The organism is Paenibacillus sp. J14 (assembly GCF_000518465.1).
Classification (GTDB): domain Bacteria; phylum Bacillota; class Bacilli; order Paenibacillales; family Paenibacillaceae; genus Fontibacillus; species Fontibacillus barengoltzii.
On the sequence record NZ_JADQ01000029.1, the window covers coordinates 18,909 to 40,743 of the forward strand.

Here is a 21,835-nt window from a genome sequence, read left to right on the forward strand (position 1 = left end):
CGTTATATAGATAAGAGTACAGATAAAAAAAGACCGCAAGGCGGTTCCAACGAGAACCCGGCCCAGCGGCGAATTAGTGATGATGAACAGGATGAAACCGATAGATCAATGGATTACGATTCCGCAGCGTAGACGGAATAACCGTACTTACTGAGAACACGCTTCGCGCCAACGTAGCGGTTCTGGTAATAACTGTTGCTTAGCTTGTCGATCCGGATGCCCTTGGATGAGGATGCATGGGCGAATTCACCGTCGCCGACGTAAACACCAACATGGGATACTTTGCCCGTCCCCGTCGTCTTGAAGAAGACGAGATCCCCAGCTTGAAGCTCGCTCTTCGGTACCGGTGTGCCTTGCTTATACTGAGCGGCAGACACACGTGCTAACTTGATACCCATCTTGCTGAAGACGTACCGGGTAAATCCAGAGCAATCAAATCCCGCTGTCGTGGTGCCGCCAAATTTATAAGGCGTCCCGTACACGGAATCGACGATACTGGATAGCGTCGTTGTCTCGGCTTTTGCGGAGTCGGCAAAGGCGCTACCTGCCCCCAAGGTGAATAGGAGGGCTAAACTCGTTACCGCTGCTGTCAAAGTCTTTCTCAAGATGTCTTACTCCTTCCAAGGCCTACGAGGTTAGCTTATGGATTCGGTTGAAGGTTCCCTATGATCTGCTATAGCGGTAAGTTAAAAAGTCATCTTCGGATCACGAAGTAACTCAGGATGGAGATTCTAACCTTGATTGAAATGGTAAGTTAAAAAGTCATCTTCGGATCACGAAGGATGAGACTGTTACCTTTTATAGCGAAATCAATTCACCCTTTGGTGGGTCCCCCGCTTCCCGGGTGCGTGGGAATTCGGCAGTTTCATTGTAGATGGCACCCAAGATCTTGCATAGAAATAGTTACAACAATAATTACAAAGTTGTTACCATTTACGTTCTTCATTTTACCAAAGCCGTCCAGAGATGACAAGTTTGTCGAAAAAAACGCTTCTATTGGCCTGTGTTCGCGAAGGGATTCGTGGGTAATGGTTCCTAAGAGACTAGGGCTAAAGAAAAGAGTAGGAGAAAGAAAGGGGATCCAAGGAAAAAACCCGCAGAGACGTTGTAATCAACATCCCCACGGGCTTCGTAGCGAGTTCTTATTGAACATCATCGTGATCAGCAATTTCACCGGTTACATCTTCATACTTGTCGTTGCTCATGATTCGTTTCGCGCCAACGTAACGCTCGACGTAGTACTTCTCGCTTAATTTGCTGATGACTACACCTTTGGAGGAGGAGGCATGAGCAAATTTGCCGTCGCCGACATAGATGCCGACATGAGAAACGCCTTTGCCGGAAGTATTAAAGAAGACCAAATCGCCTTCGATCAGTTCGCTCTTGTCAACCTCCGTACCCATTTTGTATTGGGATGCGGACTGATGAGGCAGCTTGATGCCGATCTTCGAGAAGACGTACATCGTAAATCCAGAACAGTCGAATCCGGAGGTTGTGGTTCCGCCTGCAACGTAGCTGCTACCAAGCGCGCCGTCGATGACACTGTCCAGTTTGGAATCGGCGAAAACGCTGCCAGTTCCAATGGTGAAAAGCATGGCAAAACTTACTGCTGCTACCGTCAAACGCTTCTTCAAGAAGTTATGCTCCTTCCAATGCCTACGAGGTTAGCTTAAGGATTCGGTTGAAGGTTCCCTATGATCCCTCTCAAACGAGATCAATTCACCCAAAGTGGTTCCCCCGTTTCCCTGGTGAAGGGAATTCGGCTTTGTTTTTCACACCTGTCATTTCTAATTTGACATCCGGCACGAATCTCCTGCCAAAGATGACAAAAATAATTACAAAACTGTTACTGAAATTGCGTTGCTGTTATTGTAACAAAGGTAGGTATCTTTTGGCAATGCTTAATTCACAAGATTAAGAGGGGAAATAGGACGGAAGGCCTTCGCCGAACGGCGAAGGCCTTGATGTTACAGGGTTTTGAGGAGTTAAAAAATTTTAACTTTTTTGTGCCTTGGACTGCCAAAGATGAAATTGAGAGGCGATCTTCCAGACCTTAAATGTGCAGCGAAAGAGAGGATAAGCCTGCTGCAGGATGAGGGCCAGCATCCCCGTCCAAATCCAAGATGCGGTGCCGAAGAGAAGGAAGAGGATCAGGCCAAAAGCCCCGAGAATTAGCGAGATAGAGATGCCCTGCAACAGGGTTCGGAAGCAAGCTAGCAGGGAATTCCAAACTCCGGCTTTAAACAAGTAGCCGAACTGGACAAACAATAGGCATTGCCGGATAAACCAACCGTAAATGAACCAGCCCAGGATCAGCCCAAGCCCAGTGAGCCAGGTTGCCATCGGAAGTTCCATCCCGGTCAACCCCGGCCAAAGCGACAGTAGTCTCGGCACAATCCAGAAGGCGGGCAACAAGGTAAGCACGAGCTCCATCGCGTAGAACAAAATTACCGGTTTACCAAATTCCTTCATTCCTCGGAACAGGGGGAAGCCGGGGTTGCGATTTTCCGCCGGTGTGAAGCCGTAGAAGATTCCCGCCTGGATCAACGGAGTCAAGATCATGCGCAGGACGATCATCCCTGCCAGCAGCCAGCAATACAACCGAACCTCGGGATTGCTCCATAAATTCATCTGTCCCTCAAGCAAGAACAGGAGTTTCGATAGCGCCGTGGGCGGCGGGTCAGGATATCTTTGCAGCAGCGCCGTTACGGCAGTATCGACCAACCGGTACAAGAACAATCCCCACAGCAGCTGGTACAGGAACAAGATGATGACCGAGGGAAATTGGCTTTTCAGGGCAGTCCACCCTAAACGAACGAAACTCATTTCTTTCCCTCCTTATAGAAGTATGGACCTAGGGTTACCACAGAAGTCCTCCAAGGATCGCTTCAAGCAGCTTGGTGACGCTCATATTGGAGCGAGACAACGTGGTTTCAGGGACTTCTGCTTTCAGATAGTTGTTGATGTGAAGGTTCTCCACCGTTAAGGTGTAGTCCGGGTCGATCTGAACCCATGCCAGCGGTGCTTTATATTGCAGCTTGATCTCGAGGCGAGAATCTTCCCCGTTCCATTGCTTGCGTACGGTGTGCCCATCGGTGAAGGTGAACAGCAGCGGAACCTTCGGATGGGTTGCCCCTTTGCGGGTAAAGACCACTTTCGACTCGTATATCTGACCGCTTTCCTGGTTGATTGGAGTGATTTGAATGTTGTCTACTGCAAAATCCGCCATTTTCCCATCATAGACGTATTGTTGAAAATACGCTTTCCAACTGCGGCCGGTCACTTGCTCAACTACCCGTTGGAAATCAGCGGTCGTTGGGTGCTTAAACCGATATTTCTGGCTGTATGTGCTCAGAATCCGCCTCATCGTCTTGCTGCCGACCTGCCGCTCGATATCCAGCAGGATTAATTTGCCGCGGTAGTACGCATTCTTGGCATAGCCATCCCCGGGACCGTATTTCCAGGCGTTCTGGGTCAAGGAAGCCGGTGAAGTAATCATGGCCGATTGGATCGGCAAATTCGGGGTGATGCCGAACTCCTGCTCCATGAGCTTATCCTCTGCATAGGAGGCAAAGGCTTCATCCAACCAAGCTTCCTCGAGTTCATTGTTGGCGATCATCCCGTAGAAGAACTGATGGGCGATTTCGTGGATGACCGTGCGCTCCAGATCATCGTATCCAGGGGAATCGCTGACGGCCCCAAACGCGGTAACTAGAGTCGGATATTCCATGCCGCCGGCCCCGTTTGCGTTCGCCGGTGGAACGACCACGGACAGCGTGGAATACGGGTACCGGCCATACCACTTACTGTAGTTTGCCAGAGCGACCTTGGCGGCATAGAAGTAGCGTTCCTTCAGATCCTTATGTGCGGGATCGAGATACAGCTTAATGCGCACGCCGGGAACTTCTGCTGAGGAGAAGGGCTCTTCCATGTAGATGAAGTTCGGCGAAGCCGCCCAAGCGAAATCGTGGACATCGTCGGCGTAGAATTGCAAGGTTTTCCGTCCGTTCTTCAAGACTGCCTTTTTGGTCTGAAAACCAGTGGCTGCCACGGTGTACGTCTCGGGCACATTGATCCTTACACTGTAAATCCCGAAGTCGGAGTAAAATTCCGAGTTCCCGTGATACTGATGGAGGTTCCAGCCTTCGGACGTCCGCCCCCGAGTCCCCACCGGCTCGTACACACTCATCTTAGGAAACCATTGCCCTGCCATGACGAAATCGTCGGCAATGCCCATACGGGCAAAAATCTTCGGCAGCTTGACGGTGAATTTCATCCGCAGCGTCAGGCTTTCACCGCCCTGGACCGGCACGGGCAGCCGAACCTTGGCTAAGGTTTGATCTTTCGTATTGCCATCGTCAGGCTGAACGTACTGGATCCGATGCAGTAAGGAGATGCCGTCGGTCGTTTTCAGTTCGGTGATCTCCATGGATCCCCAGCCGTCCTTAGGCATGACGTCGTTCCGCAGTTTTCCGCCCGATTCTTTCATAAACGTCGTATCCTCGGAAGCAAACGCGTTCGGATATAAGTGCAAGTACACCTCGTTGATCGTCTTCTTGCCGGGATGGGTCCAAGTCAGCGTCTCTGAGCCGGTTAACGTCCCCTCTTGCTCGTTCAGCGTGACGTCGATGTGATATTCGGCGACCCGATTGCTGAGCACTTCGGCGGTCGGTTGCTGAATGGTTTCAGTTTGCGGCGGCGTTGGGGTTTGTCCGGTTTTTTGGACCGCTTTAGGCTCCGCCTTGGCCGGGACGAACGAAGCCAGCGATTCCCCACCTTCCCGCAGGGTCACCCAGGCGGCTCCGAGGGTGAGGCACAAGGCAAGGATAGAAATGCCGTAGACAATAGTACGTCGGGTCATACAATGGATACCTCCCGTTGACAAGCATCTACAGCATGTATATGTTTGCATTTGGAAGATTATTAGTTAAAATTGAGAGGTAGTTAAAAAGCCATTTTTTGAACTAGGATTGAGATGTAAGGATAACGATAGAAGCTGCCTTGCTTATGAGAACGAGGCGGCAGGTATGCGAAATATGGAGGGAATTATGGATCAGACACCGAAATCGGGTAAAAAGATTTTTGCCCTCAACATTATCAGCAACGATGAGAAGAGCAAACATAAAGGCTTTGGTGCAGGTTCCATCGATTTGAACAGCATGTCTCCGGTCATCATCGACGGGGATGAGGTGTACATTGATGTTGGTGCCATGCATGCGAAAAGCAAGGTGGAGAAAGGCATCAAATTCTCGACCAACCGGGAGGACGTACCCAATGGCCGGCAGGTCTGGATCGTTTGGGTTGCGGTAGACCGCGGGCCGGAAGGCCAATTTTACGGCGGCATGACGGCTTGCGAAATGTTGATTGACACGGAAGCACGCCGCGGCTGGAAAATTCTTGCCGACCATGTCAACAAAATGGATTATGCGTTAAAACGCAGAGTGATTTTGGACGGGTTGAGCAAAGAGCAGAAGGCTGGGCTGAAGCAGCTGCTGATCGAGACCAACGCGGAATGGTGGGATCGCTCGCCGGAAGAGCTGAAGGCGGCCTTGGACGCGTGAACTGAAGAAATGAGGCATAAAAGAAACGCCCCTATCCGGTTGAACTCCCGGAAGGGGCGTTTTGCTTGGCAAGGGAAGTTAGCGCTGGGGGCTGACTTGAATCTTCGGCGAACCCGCCGCCGTTTGCGGGTCCTTACCGAGTAAAATGGTCAGTCCGAGCAGCGTGACGAGAATGGTCGCGCCCATATCGGACATGACGGCGACCCACAAGGTGAGCCAGCCGGGGATCGTCAGCAGCAGGGCGATCAGCTTCAGCGCAAGCGAGAGGCTGATATTCCAGGCGACGATCCGTTTGGCCTGCCTTGCGATGCGGATGGCGCGGGGAAGATGACCGAGATGATCCTGCATCAGGACGATGTCGGCGGTCTCTACGGCGCTGTCCGTGCCTTGGCCCATGGCGATCCCGAGATCGGCGGCAGCCAAGGCCGGAGCGTCGTTGATCCCGTCGCCGACCATCGCCACGCTCCCGCGGCCGGCCAGTGCTTGGATCTGCGCGACCTTCTGCTCTGGCAGCAGGCCGGCATGCCATTCGCTGACACCGCTGCGGTCAGCGATCGCTTGGGCCGCCGCGGCGTGGTCGCCCGTCAGCATGACGGTGCGGGCGACTCCGGCGCGGTGCAAGGCGCGGACGACGTCCGGAGCTTCCGGACGGAGTTCATCGGCGAGGCCGAACAGGCCCAACACGCGCGCGGATTCCGCGGCGAGCACCACGGTGAGGCCCTCCGCCTTCAGGCGCGCGAGGTCTGCGGCAACGCGCGCCCGCTCCTCGCCGCCGAGGGAGAGCTGCGCGAGCAGCGCTTCGCTGCCGACATAGCAGCGAACGCCGTCGACCTCGGCGCTCACGCCCACGCCGGGCAAGGTCGTGAGCCCGGCGGGATGCGCCCAGCCGTCATCGCGCTGGGCGCCATCGGCGCGAGCTCCGTGAGCGCCGCGGCCATGCCCGCTGCTGGCGGGTTCGCAGTAGCAAGCCACGTCGCTGTTGCCGCCGGTGCGGGCGGCAACGTAACGCACCACCGCAGCGGCCAGCGGGTGCAGGGAGCCGCGCTCCAGTGCGGCGGCTACCGTGTAAAACCGCTGCGGCACATACGCGATCTCGCGCTGCACCTCCGGCTGCCCCTTCGTCAGGGTGCCGGTCTTATCGAACGCGATCGCGTTCAGCTTCCCGAGCTGCTCCAGATGTACACCGCCCTTGACGAGTACGCCGAGCCGCGCGCAGCGGGTCATTCCGCTGACCAGCGCGATCGGCGAGCTCAGCACAAGGGCGCACGGGCAGCCAACGATCAGAATGGCTAGACCTTCGTAGATCCATTTCATCCACGGCTGCCCGAACAGCAGCGGCGGAGCCAGCATCACCAGCGCCGCCAGAATCATGATGGCCGGCGTGTACCATTTAGCGAACTGATCGATGAACAGTTCGGTTGGCGTTTTCTTATCCTGCGCCTCCTGGACAAGATGCATGATTTTGGCCAGCGACGAGTCCTCGTACGGTTTATCGATCCGGACTTGAAGCAGGCCTTCCGTATTGATGCTGCCGCCGAATACCGGCATGCCGGGCTGTTTCGTGACCGGAATCGATTCGCCGGTAATGGCTGCTTCGTTGACGGCGCTCGTCCCTTCCAGGACCGTGCCGTCTGAAGGGATCTTCTCCCCGGCTCGGACGAGCACAATATCGTTTGCCTTCAACCGCGCGATCGGGACGATCATTTCCCGTCCGTCTTGAATGACAATCGCTTCCTTTGGAGCAGCATCCAATAGCGCCGATAGCGAGCGGCGGGCGCGGTTCATGCCATAACCCTCCAATAGCTCGTTCAGACCAAACAATATCGCGACCAACGTCGCCTCTTTCCATTCCCCGATCATCACCGCACCGGTTAAGGCTACGGTCATCAACGTATCCATGTTGAATTTCAATCGGAGCAAGTTCCGCAAACCGCGCAGGAACGTAGTGTACCCACTGAGGACAATGGCTGTCAGATAACTTGCAATCTGTACGGCATTGGGTACGTCGAGCAGAAACGTCCCCCCGTAGAGCACGGCGGAAATGACCAGTAGCCAGATCCCCAGGCGACTTTCATGTTCATGCGGTTCACTGGAGTTTCCGAGTTCTGCCGACTTCTGGGAGACGGCTTTCGAAGCAGCCTTAGCAGCCGTACCGTCAGCGGAGCTGGGACCCGGTAAGATTAGGGTGGCTCCGTCTCTTTTCAAAATCCGCTCCACCTGCTTCAAATCCACTGCAGGATGGAGGAGCAGGCGCCCGCTATTATATAGAAGAGAGGCATCCTCCCCGTAATCCAGGCGCTGAATTTCCTCCTGCATCTCCCGGGCACAGTTCGCACAGGACAATCCCAGCACACGATACTCGATGCGATGGCTCTCGCCGGACGTTTGATTTTTTGCCACTGTTGAGTTCATTCGTTCATCTGCTCCTTCTGATGCTCCAGCGTCATGGCTACCAGCGTCTGAATATGATGGTCGCTTAACGCATAGTAGACGTTCTTGCCTTCCTTGCGCGATTTGGCGATATGCAGTGCCTTCAGCTGGCGCAGATGATGGGAAGCCGTCGCCACGGAGACATCGAGTAAATCGGCGATATCGCAGACGCATAGCTCTTGGTGTTGCAAATAATAAGCAATCTTCACCCGATTCGGATCGGACAAAGCCTTAAAGATCTGGACCATCCCGTTCACGTCCCGTTCCTCCAGACTTTCTCGAAGCCTGTTCGTACGTGTAGGTTCGGTGCAATACTGCTCGCACACATCTGCGGTCTCTACCGTGTCGGCCATGGAACGTCGACCTCCTTTATTCAAATCAACGTTTGAATGATATAGTTCAAGTATAAGCGATCTTATAGCATATTCAAAGGTACTTTTGAATGTGTATGGCAACGATTTAGAGGCTCTGCTGCCCCTTCGGGCTCTTGTCGTGCCTTTTTGCGGGATTATCCCTTTCATTCAGATGGGTGTAGGGGAAGGAATGCTAAGAAGGTCTCCCTAGAAAGTGATCTTGTAAGGAGACCCCATGCTTGAACGGAGTCATTAGGCAAAATAGACAGGAGCACGGATTTTCATCCCATGCTTCTAAAGTGAGGCGGGCTGCATCGAGAGAGAAGCGGATATACTGTCGTCATCGCTGACTGCATCGAAGCGAACTGAAGCGAACTATTGAAGCGAACAACTGGGCTCGCAAACCGCAGCCAAACCGCTTCGTCTCTTCCTGATGCAACGGGATAATGGTCTAAAAGGATCGGACAGCAGCCTAGATATCGGCAACGCCGGCGTCTCCTGACCAAACCTTGGCTTGCTTGTCAATGACCGACACATAGGGGTTGCCGCGAATATAAAACCGCCACGGCTTTGCCGCATATTCCTCCGCATACGCAATGCCGATACGCGGTGCCTGGACGATCACTTCATCCGCTCCAGATCCCTCCGACATCGATCCGCCTTCGATCCAAAGCGGACCACCGGGATGTTCGAGCGGCAAACCGTTCAGCGCTTTCGTGATGTCCAGTGCACGGCACAGCTTGCCGGGGCCGCCTGATACATCCGCGGGCTTGCGGGCAGCCGTCCCACGATAGCGGCGCATCGCCGCTTCGTCTGCCGAGGATAGAGGCTCGACCGCGCGGATTAGCACGGCTTGCGGGTCGCCTTCCGTACCGGTGACGACGTTCAGGCAGTTATACATGCCATAAATCAGATAGATGTAAGCCGTTCCGCCGGGTCCAAACATAATATCCGTCCGCGCGGTACGGCGTCCTCCGTAGGCGTGGCTGCCTTTGTCCTCTATGCCGCCGTAGCTTTCCGTTTCGACGATGCGGCAGCGGATGTCGCCTTCTTCCGTACGTCGGACCAGCGTCTGTCCGAGCAGACGGGGGGCGGCCTCCAGGGCCGTCAATCGATAAAAAGCCGGGGGCAACGGCGCCCCCGGTTTGATTTGCTTCAAGATCGGGTCCATTGATAAGGAAGTCTCCTTGAACATTTTTTACTAGCGATTGCTTCCTTTATCGTAAGAACTTTTTCATGTCTTGTCCAACTCCCAACCCCAAACTCCAACTCCAGCCACAGCCAGCCTCTAATCCATCCACCAGCGTTTCAGATCTTCCCACCAGGAGTGGCTCTCCTTCTTCTCCACCTCGGCTGGAGGCGGTACGGGTTCGACTTCGCCTTCTCCATGCGTGGTGCAGTACTCTGTGGGCTCCGTGCCCTCAATGAACACCTCCAGTTTCTTGTCTGGGCAATCCTTCGTGGCGAGCAGCCCCGTATCCGGATCGATGTATACGCTGACCACCCCGTCCGGGATGGGAAAAATCTTCGGAGGTACTTTTTCCAACGCCTTTTCCGTGTATTTGGCGAAGATCGGGGCGGCTTTTCGCGACTCCGTGGTGCCAAGCGTCTTGCCCTTGTCATAGCCAACCCAAACGGCTGTCGACAGCTCCGGCGTAAAGCCGACAAGCCAGGCGTCCGTACTAGTCGTTCCGGTTTTCCCGGCGACTGGTCGTTTGATTTCGTTGGAGACGCGGTTGCCCGTCCCTCCGGTCTCAAATACGCTCTCCATCAAATGCGTCAGTACGTAGGCGGCAGAAGCTTCTACCACTTGTTCGCTTTTGGCCGGTTTGGCCTCGTATAACACGCGCCCGCTGGCATCGGTAATTTTTAGCACCGCCACGGGTTCCACGCTGCGGCCCTGGTTGCTGATCACCGCAAACGCCGTAGCCATTTCGAACGGGCTGACCGGAGACGTCCCCAGCGCCAGCGAAGGAACGGCTTGCAACGGGCTGGTAATGCCCATTTTTCGCCCCATTTCGATGACCTGCTCGGCTCCTACTGTGAGAATCGTATTGACCGCATAGATATTGTCCGAAGCCGCTATCGCTTGTCGCATATCGATGTCGCCCAAGTATTTGTCACCGAAGTTTTTCGGGCTATAGGTTTTGCGGTTGTCGTCGTAATGGAACAGCGTTGGTTGACTGCTGAACTTGCTGGCACTGGTTAATTTTCTCGAAGACAGCGCGGTGAGATACATGATCGGCTTAAAGCTGGAGCCGGGCTGCCGCGTTGTGGCGAAGACATGGTTATACTGACTCTTCTTGTAATTGACACCGCCAACCATCGCTTTGATGTAGCCGTTGCGCGGATCGATGGAAATGAGAGCAGCTTCCAGATCCGGCGAGTTTGCGAGCTCCGCAGCCACCGCCTCTTCGGCTGCTTTCTGCGCATCCGGATCCAGTGTCGTGTAGATGTTCAGCCCGCCGTGCTCAAGCAGCGTCTCGTCAAAGCCAAGCTCGCCGACTACCACATTGCGAATATAATCGCGGAAATAAGGAGCTTTATCGGTGGGACTTGGCTGCTTCGGCGATTGGAAATTCAGGATCGCCTCATATGCCTCATCGGCTTCCTGCTGCGTGATCTCGCCCGTGGCGACCATCGCCGACAGCACGGTACGCTGACGATCTTTGGCGTTCTTCATATGATTAAACGGCGAATAATAGGTGGGGCCTTTCGGAACCCCGGCTAACATCGCACTTTCGGCCAGACTTAACTCCTTTGCGGGTTTTCCGAAATACATCTGAGCGGCGGCTTCAATTCCGTACGCGCCATGCCCGTAATAAATTTCGTTAAGGTACATTCGCAAAATATCATCTTTGGAGTACTTCATCTCCAGCTGGGCGGTGTACATCGCCTCCTTAATTTTGCGAGACCAGGTCCGTTCATGCGACAGATACAAATTCCGCGCCAGCTGCTGGGTTAAGGTGCTCGCTCCTTGGACGGTGCCCATTTCTTTGATATTCACCAGGGTTGCTCGGGCCATCCCTTTCAAATCAAAGCCAAAATGGTTGTAAAACTGCCGGTCTTCGGTCGCCAGCGTCGCCTTGATCAGCCAAGGCGAGATCTCTTGCAGCTCCACGCTTTCCCGGTTCTTCCCGCCATCCGAAAACACCGCGAACGTCTCTCCCCGGCTGTTGATCAGCTGCGAGTTCCGATCTGATCCGGCGAGGGGCAGTTCGGCTTGGGACAAGTAGAGGAGCAGGAGGCCGACAGCGCATAGACCAAGGAGCCCCGTGCCGACCATCAGCTTGAACAGCAAAAGCCACGGACGGCGAGGTTTACGTTTATGATAATGTCGATCACTGCGAACGAGTTTCTGCACGAGAGGACTCTCCTTTCCGATCCTATAGCAAATCCGTGCTGCGAACGTCTAAAGTTCAGTATGGGAAAGTTTGGGAGAGATCATTCACGTCAGAAGCTGTGCTTGCGCCGTTAATTTGGGAGATGTGTTATTATTTTTTCGTTTGGTACAATATAGGAAATGATGTTTTGGGCTGACCTGCACGATTTGATCATAAGGAAAGAAGGTTGATCGCATGGAATTATGGTTTACGGAGAAGCAAACCCCCGTGTTTGGGATTACGGCAAAAATACGCGAAACGCTGGTTACGGAAAAAACGGAGTTCCAGGACTTGGCGATGTTAGATACGGAGGAATTTGGCCGGATGCTCGTCTTGGACGGCATGGTGATGACCACCATCAAAGATGAGTTCGTTTATCACGAAATGGTGGCGCATCCAGCGCTGTTCACCCATCCGAATCCGAAGCGGGTGCTCGTTGTAGGCGGCGGGGACGGCGGGGTTATTCGCGAGGTGATCAAGCATCCCGAAGTGGAGCAGGCAGTGCTGGTCGAGATCGACGGCAAGGTTATTGAATATTCCAAGAAATACTTGCCGGAGATTGCCGGGGAGCTGGATAATCCGCGGGTGGACGTGCAGGTCGCAGACGGCTATATGCATATTATTGAAAGCAAAAATCAATACGACGTCATCATGGTCGATTCTACCGAACCAGTGGGGCCGGCGGCGCCTTTATTTGAGCGCGGATTTTATCAAGGGATTTATGAGGCGTTAAAAGACGATGGCATCTTCGTTGCCCAGACTGATAACCCTTGGTTCAAAGCGGATTTGATTCAAAAGGTGAACAAAGACGTGAAAGAGATCTTCCCCATCGTTCGCGTTTACGGTGCGAACATCCCAACTTATCCAAGCGGGTTGTGGACGTTCACAATGGGCAGCAAAGTTTATGATCCACTGCAGGTGGACGAGACGAACATCCCTGAACTGGACACCAAGTACTACACGCCGCGTCTTCATAAGGCCGCATTTGTGCTGCCCAAGTTCGTGGAAGACCTCGTGAAGTAAAATACGTCGTTCGGACTATAAATGGCCTGTCTAAAGTGTGATAGTATGATTTATATCACCACTTTCACATGGGACAAGGCGGGATTTTTATCAGAAGAAATAACCCAGCCCGAAGCATGCTTGCGGGCCTTACGATGATTGTTGTAGTGATGGTAGTCGGCTGGATCTTTTACGGCCGTCCGGATGCACCACCTTCTGGCGACTCCATTGAAACGCCGGTACAAGCTCCGACGACGGTTACAGGAGAAGCTTCAGACGTTGCGAATAACGATCTTGCTGTCGAGTCGCCGTATTTGCTAGACCATCTTCCTTTCAAGGATGAGGAGGTTCTTGCGATCACGGTTGGCGGAAACGGGAAAAATACCCGCATTCCAGCGCAGCGGCAATTTGTCCTGTTGGAATCGCTGCGTTATACGGATATGAAAAGTGCGCTTGCGGGTTCGGTACCGGCGGCTTCCCGGAAGCCGGTTGTTCTGCAGTTTAAGTTGGCAAACACGCACTATGAGCTAACCTATGATTTAACCAGTAACGCTTTTGAGTATCAAGGGAATTATTACTACGCTGACGACCGGGTGCTGCTGTTGATGCAAGGTCTGTTCCGCGAGCGGGAGGAGCTGGCTTCGTTGGATGCCCTGCAGGAGCAAGCAAGGGTGGAGCAAGAGAAGGAATCCTCCGTGAACCTGGATACGGCTCCTGCAGCTCCGTTGGACGGGGAAGCCGCGCAGGTGGATGGCCTGGACTTCGATGGATGGGAGCAGCGGCTAACCCAATATCCGCCCGAGGAGATCGTTTGGGCCAAGCCATACTATGATGACGGTACCGGTCAGGTGAAGGAAGCCCGTTTATTTAGAGACGGGGTGCTGGAGCTGAATCGGATGATCGTTTTTACGCGGCCGGTTCACCAGTGCGCAGCTGGCGTAAAGACGGGGATCAGCACGGCTGACGTTACGGAGAAATTAGGGACAAAGGCACTGAAGCTGGATAGCCGCTGGAGCTATAAAGTCGGGGATTATTTCCGGTTTCATGTGTATTTCCAGGATGACAAAGTGAAATACCTCGCATTAAGTCAACCCTTGTAGGCCGTATCTGGTCATGAAGGGAGGGAAGGAGCCGCTGAAGCAACGGCTCCTTTTTTTGCCTATGGGGGGCGTTGTACCGTATATGTATTGAATTGCCGGGGCGAACTGGCTATAGTAGTACAGTAAGGATCGATGTCGGAAGGAGTTTTGACCTATGCCGGAAACCAAGCCGGTAAGCCTTGTGCTGACAAGCCGACAGGGAACGGAAGAAACGGTGCAGCACCTGCGGGGAGATCTCATCCGCCGGAGCGACACCTTATATATCCGCTACGAAGAACCAGACCCGGGACCGGATGGTGCGAAGACGCGAACGATGATCAAACTATCTAGGAACGAGCTGAAAATCATCCGCCACGGAGGCGTAGAAGCCGAGCAAACCTTCCGCAGCGGCAGTCGAACACCAGGGTTTTACCGCTCACCCTTTACTCGGTTTAATCTTTCTACCGACACGGTGAAGCTGGAATCCCGATGGGACGGGGCGGTTGGTCAGGTGATCTGGGAGTATGATTTGTACGTATTTGAAGAACTATCAGGACGTTTTGAACTCAGTCTACATATACAGGAGGACGTTTAAATGCCACACAATCCGTTGGAACAAATGAACCAGGCGCTGAAGGAAGCGATCCTGGATGCGATCGTATCCGCTGGTCTTGCGCAGCGTGAGGAAATCCCGGCGATCGTCTTAGAAGTGCCGAAGGACAAGGCACACGGGGATTTTGCGACCAATGCGGCAATGCAACTGACGCGAATCGCCAAGAAGAATCCGCGCCAAATCGCGGAAGAAATTCTCGGGCAACTGGACTATGGAAAGGCTGGGATCGAGAAGGCAGAGGTTGCCGGTCCCGGGTTTATCAATTTTACGTTAAGCAAGAGTTATTTGTATCCGATTCTGCTGCAGGTCTACCGTGAAGGTGAGAACTATGGCCGCACTTCATTAGGTAATGGGAAAAAGGTGCAAGTCGAATTCGTCAGCGCTAACCCGACAGGCAGCTTGCACCTCGGTCATGCCCGGGGCGCAGCTGTAGGTGATGCGCTGTGCAACGTGCTGGATTTCGCCGGTTACGACGTGACGCGCGAATACTATATCAATGACGCCGGGAACCAGATCGTCAATCTGATCAAATCCATTGAGGCTCGCTATCGCCAAGAGCTTGGACAAGACGTAGAGATGCCGGAAGACGGATATCATGGCGAAGACATCAAGGGATTCGCCAAAGAGCTTGTTGCCGAACAGGGGGACAAGCTGCTGGGAATGCCAGAAGAAGAACGGACCGCGTTCCTGCGTAAATTCGGACTGGAGAAAGAGCTGTCCAAAATCCAGCGCGACCTGGAACGGTTCCGGGTTCGCTTTGACGTCTGGTTTAGCGAAACGTCCCTGTATCAGGATGGCCAAGTTGAAGCATCGCTGTCCGAGCTGCGTGAAAAGGGGCAGACGTATGAGCAAGACGGAGCAACCTGGTTGAAAACGACGGCTTACGGAGATGACAAGGACCGTGTATTGGTGAAAAATGACGGGACCTACACCTATTTGACGCCGGACATCGCATACCATCGCAATAAATATGATCGCGGCTTCGATCGGATCATCAATATTTGGGGCGCTGATCACCACGGTTATATTCCTCGGGTGAAGGCCGCCATGCAGGCGATCGGGAAAGATCCGGAGAAACTGACCGTATTGATTGCGCAAATGGTCAGCCTGTTCCAAGACGGCGAGAAGGTGAAAATGTCCAAACGGACCGGTAAAGCGGTCACTATGGTGGATTTGATGGATGAGGTTGGGGTAGACCCGATCCGTTACTTCTTTACAATGCGCAGCATGGATTCACATCTGGATTTCGATATGGATCTGGCAATTTCCACCTCCAATGAAAACCCGGTGTACTACGTGCAATATGCCCATGCCCGGATCTGCAGTATCTTCCGCCAGGCGGAAGAGCAGGGCATTCAGATTCCGGCGGCAGAGAACGTGAATCTCAGCAAGCTGACCGCTGAGCATGAATACGATCTGTTGCGGAAGCTCGGCGAGCTGCCGGAGGAAATTAACGTAGCTGCTGAGAACTACGCACCGCACCGATTGGTCCGCTATGTCTATGAACTGGCAGCGCTGTTCCACAGCTATTACCGGGCGGAGCGCGTCATTACAGAAGACGCGGAACAAACGGCAGCACGGCTGGTGCTGCTCGGCGGGGTACGCACGGTGCTCGCCAACGTACTTCGTCTGATCGGTGTATCCGCGCCAGAAAAAATGTAATTCGCGGAAGCTGTTACGCGAGTTGCTTTAGTTGAGTGTCTCTTTGCATGATTATCCCGCTTAATCAGATGAAGGCTTGATTTGAATATCCACCTTAGACGAGGGCTTACCAAAAGGGATAATCGTGCAAAATGAGCCGCAAAGAGACCTGTACCACCTATATCAAGATTCAGTGTGCCTGCTTCGTGTTGAACTGCTGTATCCCAGCAATGCACGGAGCAGGCACATTGCGATTAGATCAGTCCGCAAAGGGAAGCAGCGGGCGGCGGGCATTAGCTTCTGCTACGCCCCAATTTGGTGCGCAGCAGGCGCACTGCGCTCAGCTCGCCAGCGCCTCCGCCTTTGGCTCTGGCCGCTGTGCTGGCTAGCGGCTTAGCGGTACGGCGCAGCCGGCGCTTGACCTCGCTTGGCTTCATGTCCGGCTTCATGGCCAGCAGCAAGGCCACGGCACCGCTCACATGGGAAGTTGCCATGGAGGTGCCGCTCATTTCGCGGTAACCTCCGCCCAGCCAGGCGGAGCTGATTTTTTCACCGGGGGCATAAATATCGATATTCGGACCGTAGTTGCTGAAGGAGGCGATTTTGCCGTCCTTGCCGGTTGCACCTACAGAGATCGTTTGCGGGTAACGGGCCGGGTAATCGCAGCCGTGTCCCTTTTTGTCGTTCCCCGAGGACGCGACCACCACGATGCCTGCGTTATAGGCTTTGCGAATAATATTTTGCAAAGAGGCGCTGTTGCTCTTCATACCAAAGCTCATATTTACGATGTGCATCCGGTTGCGTACGCACCAGTCGATGCCCAAAATGATGTCAGAAACGAAGGCGGAGCCATTATGATCAAACGCCTTCACCGGAAATATCAAAGAACGCGGGGCTACGCCCATCATCCCTTGAGATCCGCCGGAGGCCGCGATGGTTCCGGCGATATGCGTGCCGTGTCCGTTATCATCGTATGGTAAGCTGAGTCGATTCAAGAGATTAATCCCGCGAGCCAAGGAATGGCGAAGATCCGGATGGTTGAAATCGGCACCCGTATCAATCACGCCGATACGAACCCTGTAGCCTGTGGACACGGACCAGGTTTCCGGGGCGCCGATTCGCCGTACCCCCCAAGGGATGGATGGAGCTTGCCCCTTGCCTGTCGGGGCCGGGCTATGGACGCTGACAAGGCTGTCGTCTTCGACCCACAGGCCGAAACGGGAGCGGGCCACTTCCCCACGTAAACCGAGGGGACAGATCAGCGCCTGCAGCAGCGAGGATGTGCGGATGTGCCGCAGTGCGGGATGCTGGCGCTTGTGCTTAAGCAATTGGCGGACGCATTCTGCAAATTCTGCCGGGTGTGCAAAGCGGATAATGATGCGACCGTTTTTTCCGGAGGCGTCGACATGATCGTTCAAAAACCTGAGGAATCCGGAGTAGTCCATGTATGAGTAGCCCCTCCTACGAAGCGTGTTGCAGTATAGTATGACGTTCCTTTTTTCATTGAATGGGGAAGCGGCCCTGTTTTAATGGAAATGGGCCCGGATTGCTGGATTTCGCGCGAATCCGGCGTGTCAAAGTGCAAATCTGGACATAGGATGAAGGGAAGGCCTTGCGGCTTTCGCCAACCCAAGAGAGGGCAAGGCCTTCTTTTGGGGAAGGATACAGTCAAGGAGCGGGGGACTAGGGGGTTCTCCGCTCCTTCCCTTTTGGCGGCGGGGCTTTGGTGTGTTTTTAAAACTTGCAATTTGATGCCAAATAGGTTTTACTAATGTGTGATATGGATATGTTAGTGAAAGAAACCGGCTCTAACGATAAGGTTTCATCATTGCTTTATAGTGAACTTTTGCGTGAGAGGAAGTGTCCGTAACGTGAGTACCCCGCTGAATTTGAAAATCGACCCGGAGAAAGTCCAAGAAATTCCTATGGTCGATTTGGCCTTTATGATTTTGAAGGCGGCAAACACGCCATATTACTACCGTGATTTGATGAATGAGGTCGCTAAGCTTCGCGGTATGAACGAGGAGCAAATTAACGAGGCGATTGCACAGCTTTATACGGAGATCAACATCGACGGCCGGTTTGCCTGCGTTGGCACCAACCTGTGGGGCCTGAAACGCTGGTATCCGATCGAGCGGTCGGAAGATCCGGTCGGCAACTCCAAGCGTCCGCGCATCATTAACGACGACGACGACGATCTGGAAGATGACGATTTTGTGGAAGAGGACGATACATACGTATCCGATGACGAAGAGGATTACGATGTACTCGACGAGGATTCCGAAGACGAGTTGTTCCCAGATGATGACGATGACGACGTGGAAGATGTGGACGACGAAGAGTTGCTTCCAGATGAGGAACTTGAAGACGAGGAAGACCTTAGCGAAGAGGACGACGATCTGGACACCGATGAGGATTTCGACGATAGCGACGAGGATTAATTAGCCTTGAGGCAGGGGCCTCGCGATATCTGAAGGGCTTATGAAGGACGGCGATGGCCGTCCTTTTTCATTCCTTATTTTGTTCATAAGATGCGCTCTGACTTGACTTGACACGAACTAGGGTAACGGGTAAACTATTGCATGGGCTTATGATTCAAACCTATATAACATGTGAATTTTATTAAAAAGTGCCCCGACCATTTCGGGTGTCACTTTTTATTTTTTTATGCCTTTTTGGCTATGTTTTACCGGATAATAGGTTACGCTAATGATCTAAGTTACCTGAATTTCTGGAATCTGATGGGTTTGTGAACACGTACTACTTTAGGAGGTTTTTGGCTGTGGCAAAATACATTTTCGTGACAGGCGGGGTCGTTTCCTCATTGGGGAAGGGGATTACGGCGGCTTCGTTGGGAAGGCTGTTGAAGAACAGGGGATTAAAGGTAACGATCCAGAAATTCGACCCTTATATTAATGTCGATCCGGGCACGATGAGCCCGTATCAGCACGGAGAAGTGTTCGTCACGGACGATGGCGCCGAGACCGACTTGGATCTGGGCCATTATGAACGTTTTATCGATATCAATCTTTCTAAGAACAGCAATGTGACGACTGGGAAAATCTATTCCTCCGTTATTGGCAAAGAACGTCGCGGCGAGTATCTGGGCGGCACGGTTCAGGTCATTCCGCATATTACCAACGAAATTAAAGAGCGTGTCTTCCGCGCTGGGCGTGAAGCAGGATCGGATGTGGTCATCACCGAGATCGGGGGAACCGTCGGTGACATTGAGAGCTTGCCGTTCCTGGAAGCGATTCGTCAAATCAAGAGCGACATCGGACGCGAGAATGTGATGTATATTCACGTCACGCTCATTCCATATATCAAAGCGGCTGGCGAAGTGAAAACCAAGCCGACCCAGCACAGCGTCAAAGAACTGCGCAGCATCGGGATTCAACCGAACGTGATCGTCTGCCGTACGGAGCATGAGCTGTCGGACGATATCAAAGCGAAAATCGCACAGTTCTGCGATGTGGATCCAAGCGCGGTTGTGGAGTGCCGGGATGCCAATACGCTGTACGAAGTGCCGCTGAACCTGCGTGATGAAGGGCTGGACGAGATCGTTGTCAACCATCTGAAGCTGACGACGCCGGCTCCGGATATGCGTGAATGGGAAGGCCTCGTGGATCGCATTAACAAGCTGGAGAAGACGGTGGAAATCGCCATCGTCGGGAAATATGTGGCGTTGCATGACGCTTACCTCAGTGTGGTAGAATCGTTATCCCACGCCGGCTTTGATGCGAATGCCGATGTGAAGATCCGCTGGGTGAACGCAGAGGAAGTTACGGAAGAGAATGTGGATGAGCTGCTGCAAGGCGTCGGCGGGATTTTGGTTCCAGGCGGCTTCGGCGATCGCGGTATTGAAGGCAAAATTACAACGATCAAATATGCTCGCGAGAAGCGGATTCCGTTCTTCGGCATTTGCTTGGGGATGCAGGTTGCGGTGATCGAATACGCTCGTTCGCTGGCCGGACTTCAAGGCGCGAACAGCTCGGAGATCAACCCTTCCACCGAGTATCCGGTAATCGACCTGTTGCCGGAGCAGAAGGATATCGAAGATCTTGGCGGTACGATGCGACTCGGGTTATACCCTTGTAAGCTGGTACCGGGATCGCTTGCAATGCAATGTTATAACGATGAACTGATTTACGAGCGTCATCGCCATCGGTATGAGTTCAACAATGCGTACCGTGAGACATTGGAGCGCGTGGGCCTGCGCATTTCCGGGACTTCGCCGGACGGCCGATTGGTGGAAATCGTTGAGCTTCCGGATCATCCTTGGTTCCTGGCGGTGCAGTTCCATCCGGAATTCACCTCCCGTCCGAACCGTCCGCAGCCGTTGTTCCGCGAGTTCGTGAAAGCTTCGATCGCGCACCTGTCCTAAACGGATTCATCGAAAATTCCAATCTCAAGGCACCTGTAATTTTGGGGCAACTGATTTTTTAAGGCTCTTTTTTCCAGTGGAGAAGGGTTTTGCAAATCGGGAGCGAAGTATTTACTTATGACCAGGATTACATGGTGGACTTGTGGGAGGGCTTTTCGGTGGAAGAGAAGAAAGTATTAATTGTCGATGATCAGAACGGTATCCGCATTTTATTGATGGAAGTGTTTAGCAGCGAAGGGTATAAAACGTTTCAGGCAGCCAACGGTAAGATGGCTTTGGAAATCGTCCGCAGCGACTCGCCGGATTTAGTGCTTCTCGACATGAAAATCCCGGGCATGGACGGTTTGGAAATCCTTAAGCATATCAAGGAGGTCAATCCTGAGATCAAGGTGATCATGATGACCGCTTACGGCGAGCTTGACATGATCAAGGAAGCGACGGACCTTGGGGCGCTGATGCATTTTACGAAACCCTTTGACATTGATGAAATGCGCGCAGCAGTTAATTTACAGCTGAAAAGTGGAAATGTACTTTAAACCAAGAGATGTTCTAAATAATAAACCTCCTGAGGATTATGGCGTGTTTTCCACGCGGATCCTTGGGAGGTCCTTTTTTTATTTTTTTATTGGCCTTCTGCACCATTAAGTAACCGATTCTACGTATATCCGGCACAGTTGCTTCAGTTCTTCCTCGGGCATAGGCTCCGGCGCGGAGGCTCCACAGATCAGACCATTGAAGAAGGCGTGGCCAATAAGCGGCCCGATGAACATTCTCATCGACATTTCCTCATCTCCGTCCTCCAGCTTCACCACCCCCGTTTCCCTGCACTTCTTCAGCAGATTCGTCAATACTTCGGTACTTTTAGGAAAGGATTCGAGAAGCAGCTCCCCGAGCTCAGGAAAGCGGACTGATTCCGCAAAAACGATGCGAAGAATGGATAGATAAAGCGGGTCGCTTAGCTTTACGGCGATGACTCGGGCCATCATCAGTATAGTATCGTAGAACTGTTCCCGGTTTTCGGGCAGGGGCATGCTCGCTAGTGACGGATGCTTCTCCTCCGTAAGCTCGTGGATCACTTGGCACAGCAGGTCGGAGAACAGCGCTTCCTTAGTGGAGTAATAGCGATACAGCGTCTGTTTGGATATGCCGGCTTCCGAGGTGACGAGATCCATGCTCGTTCCAGCGTACCCTCGGGTTAGGAAGAGGCTGCGGGCAGCCGTCAAAATTTGCTTACGCTTTGCCGCTTCCCGCGGCGACAGGTTTGTCATAGGTCCAGATCGCTCCTCCATGCTCTGTATTACTTGTTCAAATTATTTCATATCGTACAAGATGGGTCAATGAGCGCAAAAGCTTCACCTTGACAGATGGTGCGAGCCATCATCAAACTGT

At 53.2% G+C, this 21,835-nt stretch carries 18 protein-coding genes and 2 riboswitches; of the genes, 8 read left to right on the forward strand and 10 right to left on the reverse strand.

Annotation, left to right across the window (positions count from 1 at the left end):
• Positions 1-113: 113 nt before the first annotated feature.
• The 4 genes from M891_RS0112550 to M891_RS0112565 form a co-directional block, all read right to left on the reverse strand.
• Positions 114-605: a C40 family peptidase gene (locus M891_RS0112550; protein ID WP_028539086.1), complete on the reverse strand. Its 492-nt coding sequence runs from the start codon at positions 603-605 to the stop codon at positions 114-116.
• Between the two features lie 4 nt (positions 606-609).
• A riboswitch (cyclic di-AMP (ydaO/yuaA leader) is annotated at positions 610-872 on the reverse strand.
• A gap of 270 nt (positions 873-1,142) precedes the next feature.
• Positions 1,143-1,634, reverse strand: a complete 492-nt coding sequence (locus tag M891_RS0112555; protein WP_028539087.1) for a C40 family peptidase — start codon at positions 1,632-1,634, stop codon at positions 1,143-1,145.
• 4 nt (positions 1,635-1,638) lie between these two features.
• Positions 1,639-1,775: riboswitch (cyclic di-AMP (ydaO/yuaA leader) on the reverse strand.
• 220 nt (positions 1,776-1,995) lie between these two features.
• Entirely contained in the window at positions 1,996-2,826 is an 831-nt protein-coding gene (locus M891_RS0112560; RefSeq protein WP_028539088.1) for a hypothetical protein, read from the reverse strand.
• A 34-nt stretch (positions 2,827-2,860) separates the two neighbouring features.
• Positions 2,861-4,861: a M1 family metallopeptidase gene (locus M891_RS0112565; protein ID WP_016314628.1), complete on the reverse strand. Its 2,001-nt coding sequence runs from the start codon at positions 4,859-4,861 to the stop codon at positions 2,861-2,863.
• A 187-nt stretch (positions 4,862-5,048) separates the two neighbouring features.
• Between M891_RS0112565 and M891_RS0112570 the strand changes: the two genes are divergently transcribed.
• A complete protein-coding gene (locus M891_RS0112570; RefSeq protein ID WP_028539089.1) occupies positions 5,049-5,561 on the forward strand; it encodes a YwhD family protein in 513 nt (170 codons plus the stop codon).
• A gap of 78 nt (positions 5,562-5,639) precedes the next feature.
• Here the strand turns inward: M891_RS0112570 and M891_RS0112575 are convergent, their stop codons facing one another.
• The 4 genes from M891_RS0112575 to M891_RS0112590 form a co-directional block, all read right to left on the reverse strand.
• Positions 5,640-7,973, reverse strand: coding sequence for a heavy metal translocating P-type ATPase (locus M891_RS0112575; RefSeq protein ID WP_036700354.1), 2,334 nt, complete (start codon positions 7,971-7,973; stop codon positions 5,640-5,642).
• Positions 7,970-8,344 carry an ArsR/SmtB family transcription factor gene (locus tag M891_RS0112580; protein ID WP_028539091.1) on the reverse strand — a complete coding sequence of 125 codons (375 nt, stop codon included), beginning with the start codon at positions 8,342-8,344 and terminating at the stop codon, positions 7,970-7,972. Before M891_RS0112580 ends, M891_RS0112575 begins: the two co-directional genes overlap by 4 nt.
• Before the next feature lie 472 nt (positions 8,345-8,816).
• Entirely contained in the window at positions 8,817-9,515 is a 699-nt protein-coding gene (locus M891_RS0112585; RefSeq protein WP_028539092.1) for a DNA-3-methyladenine glycosylase, read from the reverse strand.
• A gap of 117 nt (positions 9,516-9,632) precedes the next feature.
• Positions 9,633-11,708: a transglycosylase domain-containing protein gene (locus M891_RS0112590; RefSeq protein ID WP_028539093.1), complete on the reverse strand. Its 2,076-nt coding sequence runs from the start codon at positions 11,706-11,708 to the stop codon at positions 9,633-9,635.
• 214 nt (positions 11,709-11,922) lie between these two features.
• On the opposite strand from M891_RS0112590, the gene speE reads away from it, so the two are divergent.
• The 4 genes from speE (at position 11,923) to argS (ending at position 16,083) form a co-directional block, all read left to right on the forward strand.
• Positions 11,923-12,750 (forward strand): polyamine aminopropyltransferase, encoded by an 828-nt coding sequence (gene speE / locus M891_RS0112595; RefSeq protein ID WP_028539094.1) that lies wholly within the window; start codon positions 11,923-11,925, stop codon positions 12,748-12,750.
• Between the two features lie 134 nt (positions 12,751-12,884).
• On the forward strand, positions 12,885-13,829 hold the full coding sequence (locus M891_RS0112600) for a hypothetical protein (protein ID WP_232228337.1): 945 nt from the start codon (positions 12,885-12,887) through the stop codon (positions 13,827-13,829).
• Positions 13,830-13,983: 154 nt separating this feature from the next.
• Positions 13,984-14,403 (forward strand): DUF1934 domain-containing protein, encoded by a 420-nt coding sequence (locus M891_RS0112605; RefSeq protein WP_028539096.1) that lies wholly within the window; start codon positions 13,984-13,986, stop codon positions 14,401-14,403.
• Positions 14,404-16,083, forward strand: coding sequence for an arginine--tRNA ligase (gene argS / locus M891_RS0112610; protein ID WP_028539097.1), 1,680 nt, complete (start codon positions 14,404-14,406; stop codon positions 16,081-16,083).
• A 272-nt stretch (positions 16,084-16,355) separates the two neighbouring features.
• Here the strand turns inward: argS and M891_RS0112615 are convergent, their stop codons facing one another.
• A complete protein-coding gene (locus M891_RS0112615; RefSeq protein WP_028539098.1) occupies positions 16,356-17,507 on the reverse strand; it encodes a S8 family peptidase in 1,152 nt (383 codons plus the stop codon).
• 426 nt (positions 17,508-17,933) lie between these two features.
• On the opposite strand from M891_RS0112615, the gene rpoE reads away from it, so the two are divergent.
• From rpoE to M891_RS0112630, 3 genes are all read left to right on the forward strand, one after another.
• Positions 17,934-18,503 (forward strand): DNA-directed RNA polymerase subunit delta, encoded by a 570-nt coding sequence (gene rpoE / locus M891_RS0112620; RefSeq protein ID WP_016314617.1) that lies wholly within the window; start codon positions 17,934-17,936, stop codon positions 18,501-18,503.
• A 341-nt stretch (positions 18,504-18,844) separates the two neighbouring features.
• A complete protein-coding gene (locus M891_RS0112625; protein ID WP_028539099.1) occupies positions 18,845-20,446 on the forward strand; it encodes a CTP synthase in 1,602 nt (533 codons plus the stop codon).
• 131 nt (positions 20,447-20,577) lie between these two features.
• The gene (locus M891_RS0112630) at positions 20,578-20,982 is read left to right on the forward strand and encodes a response regulator (RefSeq protein ID WP_036626312.1); all 405 of its coding nucleotides are present in this window, start codon (positions 20,578-20,580) and stop codon (positions 20,980-20,982) included.
• A gap of 105 nt (positions 20,983-21,087) precedes the next feature.
• Here the strand turns inward: M891_RS0112630 and M891_RS0112635 are convergent, their stop codons facing one another.
• The gene (locus M891_RS0112635; RefSeq protein ID WP_028539101.1) at positions 21,088-21,714 is read right to left on the reverse strand and encodes a TetR/AcrR family transcriptional regulator; all 627 of its coding nucleotides are present in this window, start codon (positions 21,712-21,714) and stop codon (positions 21,088-21,090) included.
• Positions 21,715-21,835: the final 121 nt, after the last annotated feature.

What these genes read in the sequence shown, in the direction of transcription:
- argS (WP_028539097.1), top strand. Translation starts at nt 14,404, where the DNA reads ATGCCACACAATCCGTTGGAACAAATGAACCAGGCGCTGAAGGAAGCG.
- M891_RS0112565 (WP_016314628.1), bottom strand. Translation starts at nt 4,861, where the DNA reads ATGACCCGACGTACTATTGTCTACGGCATTTCTATCCTTGCCTTGTGC.
- M891_RS0112580 (WP_028539091.1), bottom strand. Translation starts at nt 8,344, where the DNA reads ATGGCCGACACGGTAGAGACCGCAGATGTGTGCGAGCAGTATTGCACC.
- M891_RS0112570 (WP_028539089.1), top strand. Translation starts at nt 5,049, where the DNA reads ATGGATCAGACACCGAAATCGGGTAAAAAGATTTTTGCCCTCAACATT.
- M891_RS0112585 (WP_028539092.1), bottom strand. Translation starts at nt 9,515, where the DNA reads ATGGACCCGATCTTGAAGCAAATCAAACCGGGGGCGCCGTTGCCCCCG.
- M891_RS0112605 (WP_028539096.1), top strand. Translation starts at nt 13,984, where the DNA reads ATGCCGGAAACCAAGCCGGTAAGCCTTGTGCTGACAAGCCGACAGGGA.
- speE (WP_028539094.1), top strand. Translation starts at nt 11,923, where the DNA reads ATGGAATTATGGTTTACGGAGAAGCAAACCCCCGTGTTTGGGATTACG.
- M891_RS0112575 (WP_036700354.1), bottom strand. Translation starts at nt 7,973, where the DNA reads ATGAACTCAACAGTGGCAAAAAATCAAACGTCCGGCGAGAGCCATCGC.
- M891_RS0112560 (WP_028539088.1), bottom strand. Translation starts at nt 2,826, where the DNA reads ATGAGTTTCGTTCGTTTAGGGTGGACTGCCCTGAAAAGCCAATTTCCC.
- M891_RS0112635 (WP_028539101.1), bottom strand. Translation starts at nt 21,714, where the DNA reads ATGACAAACCTGTCGCCGCGGGAAGCGGCAAAGCGTAAGCAAATTTTG.
- M891_RS0112615 (WP_028539098.1), bottom strand. Translation starts at nt 17,507, where the DNA reads ATGGACTACTCCGGATTCCTCAGGTTTTTGAACGATCATGTCGACGCC.
- M891_RS0112630 (WP_036626312.1), top strand. Translation starts at nt 20,578, where the DNA reads ATGGTGGACTTGTGGGAGGGCTTTTCGGTGGAAGAGAAGAAAGTATTA.
- M891_RS0112600 (WP_232228337.1), top strand. Translation starts at nt 12,885, where the DNA reads ATGATTGTTGTAGTGATGGTAGTCGGCTGGATCTTTTACGGCCGTCCG.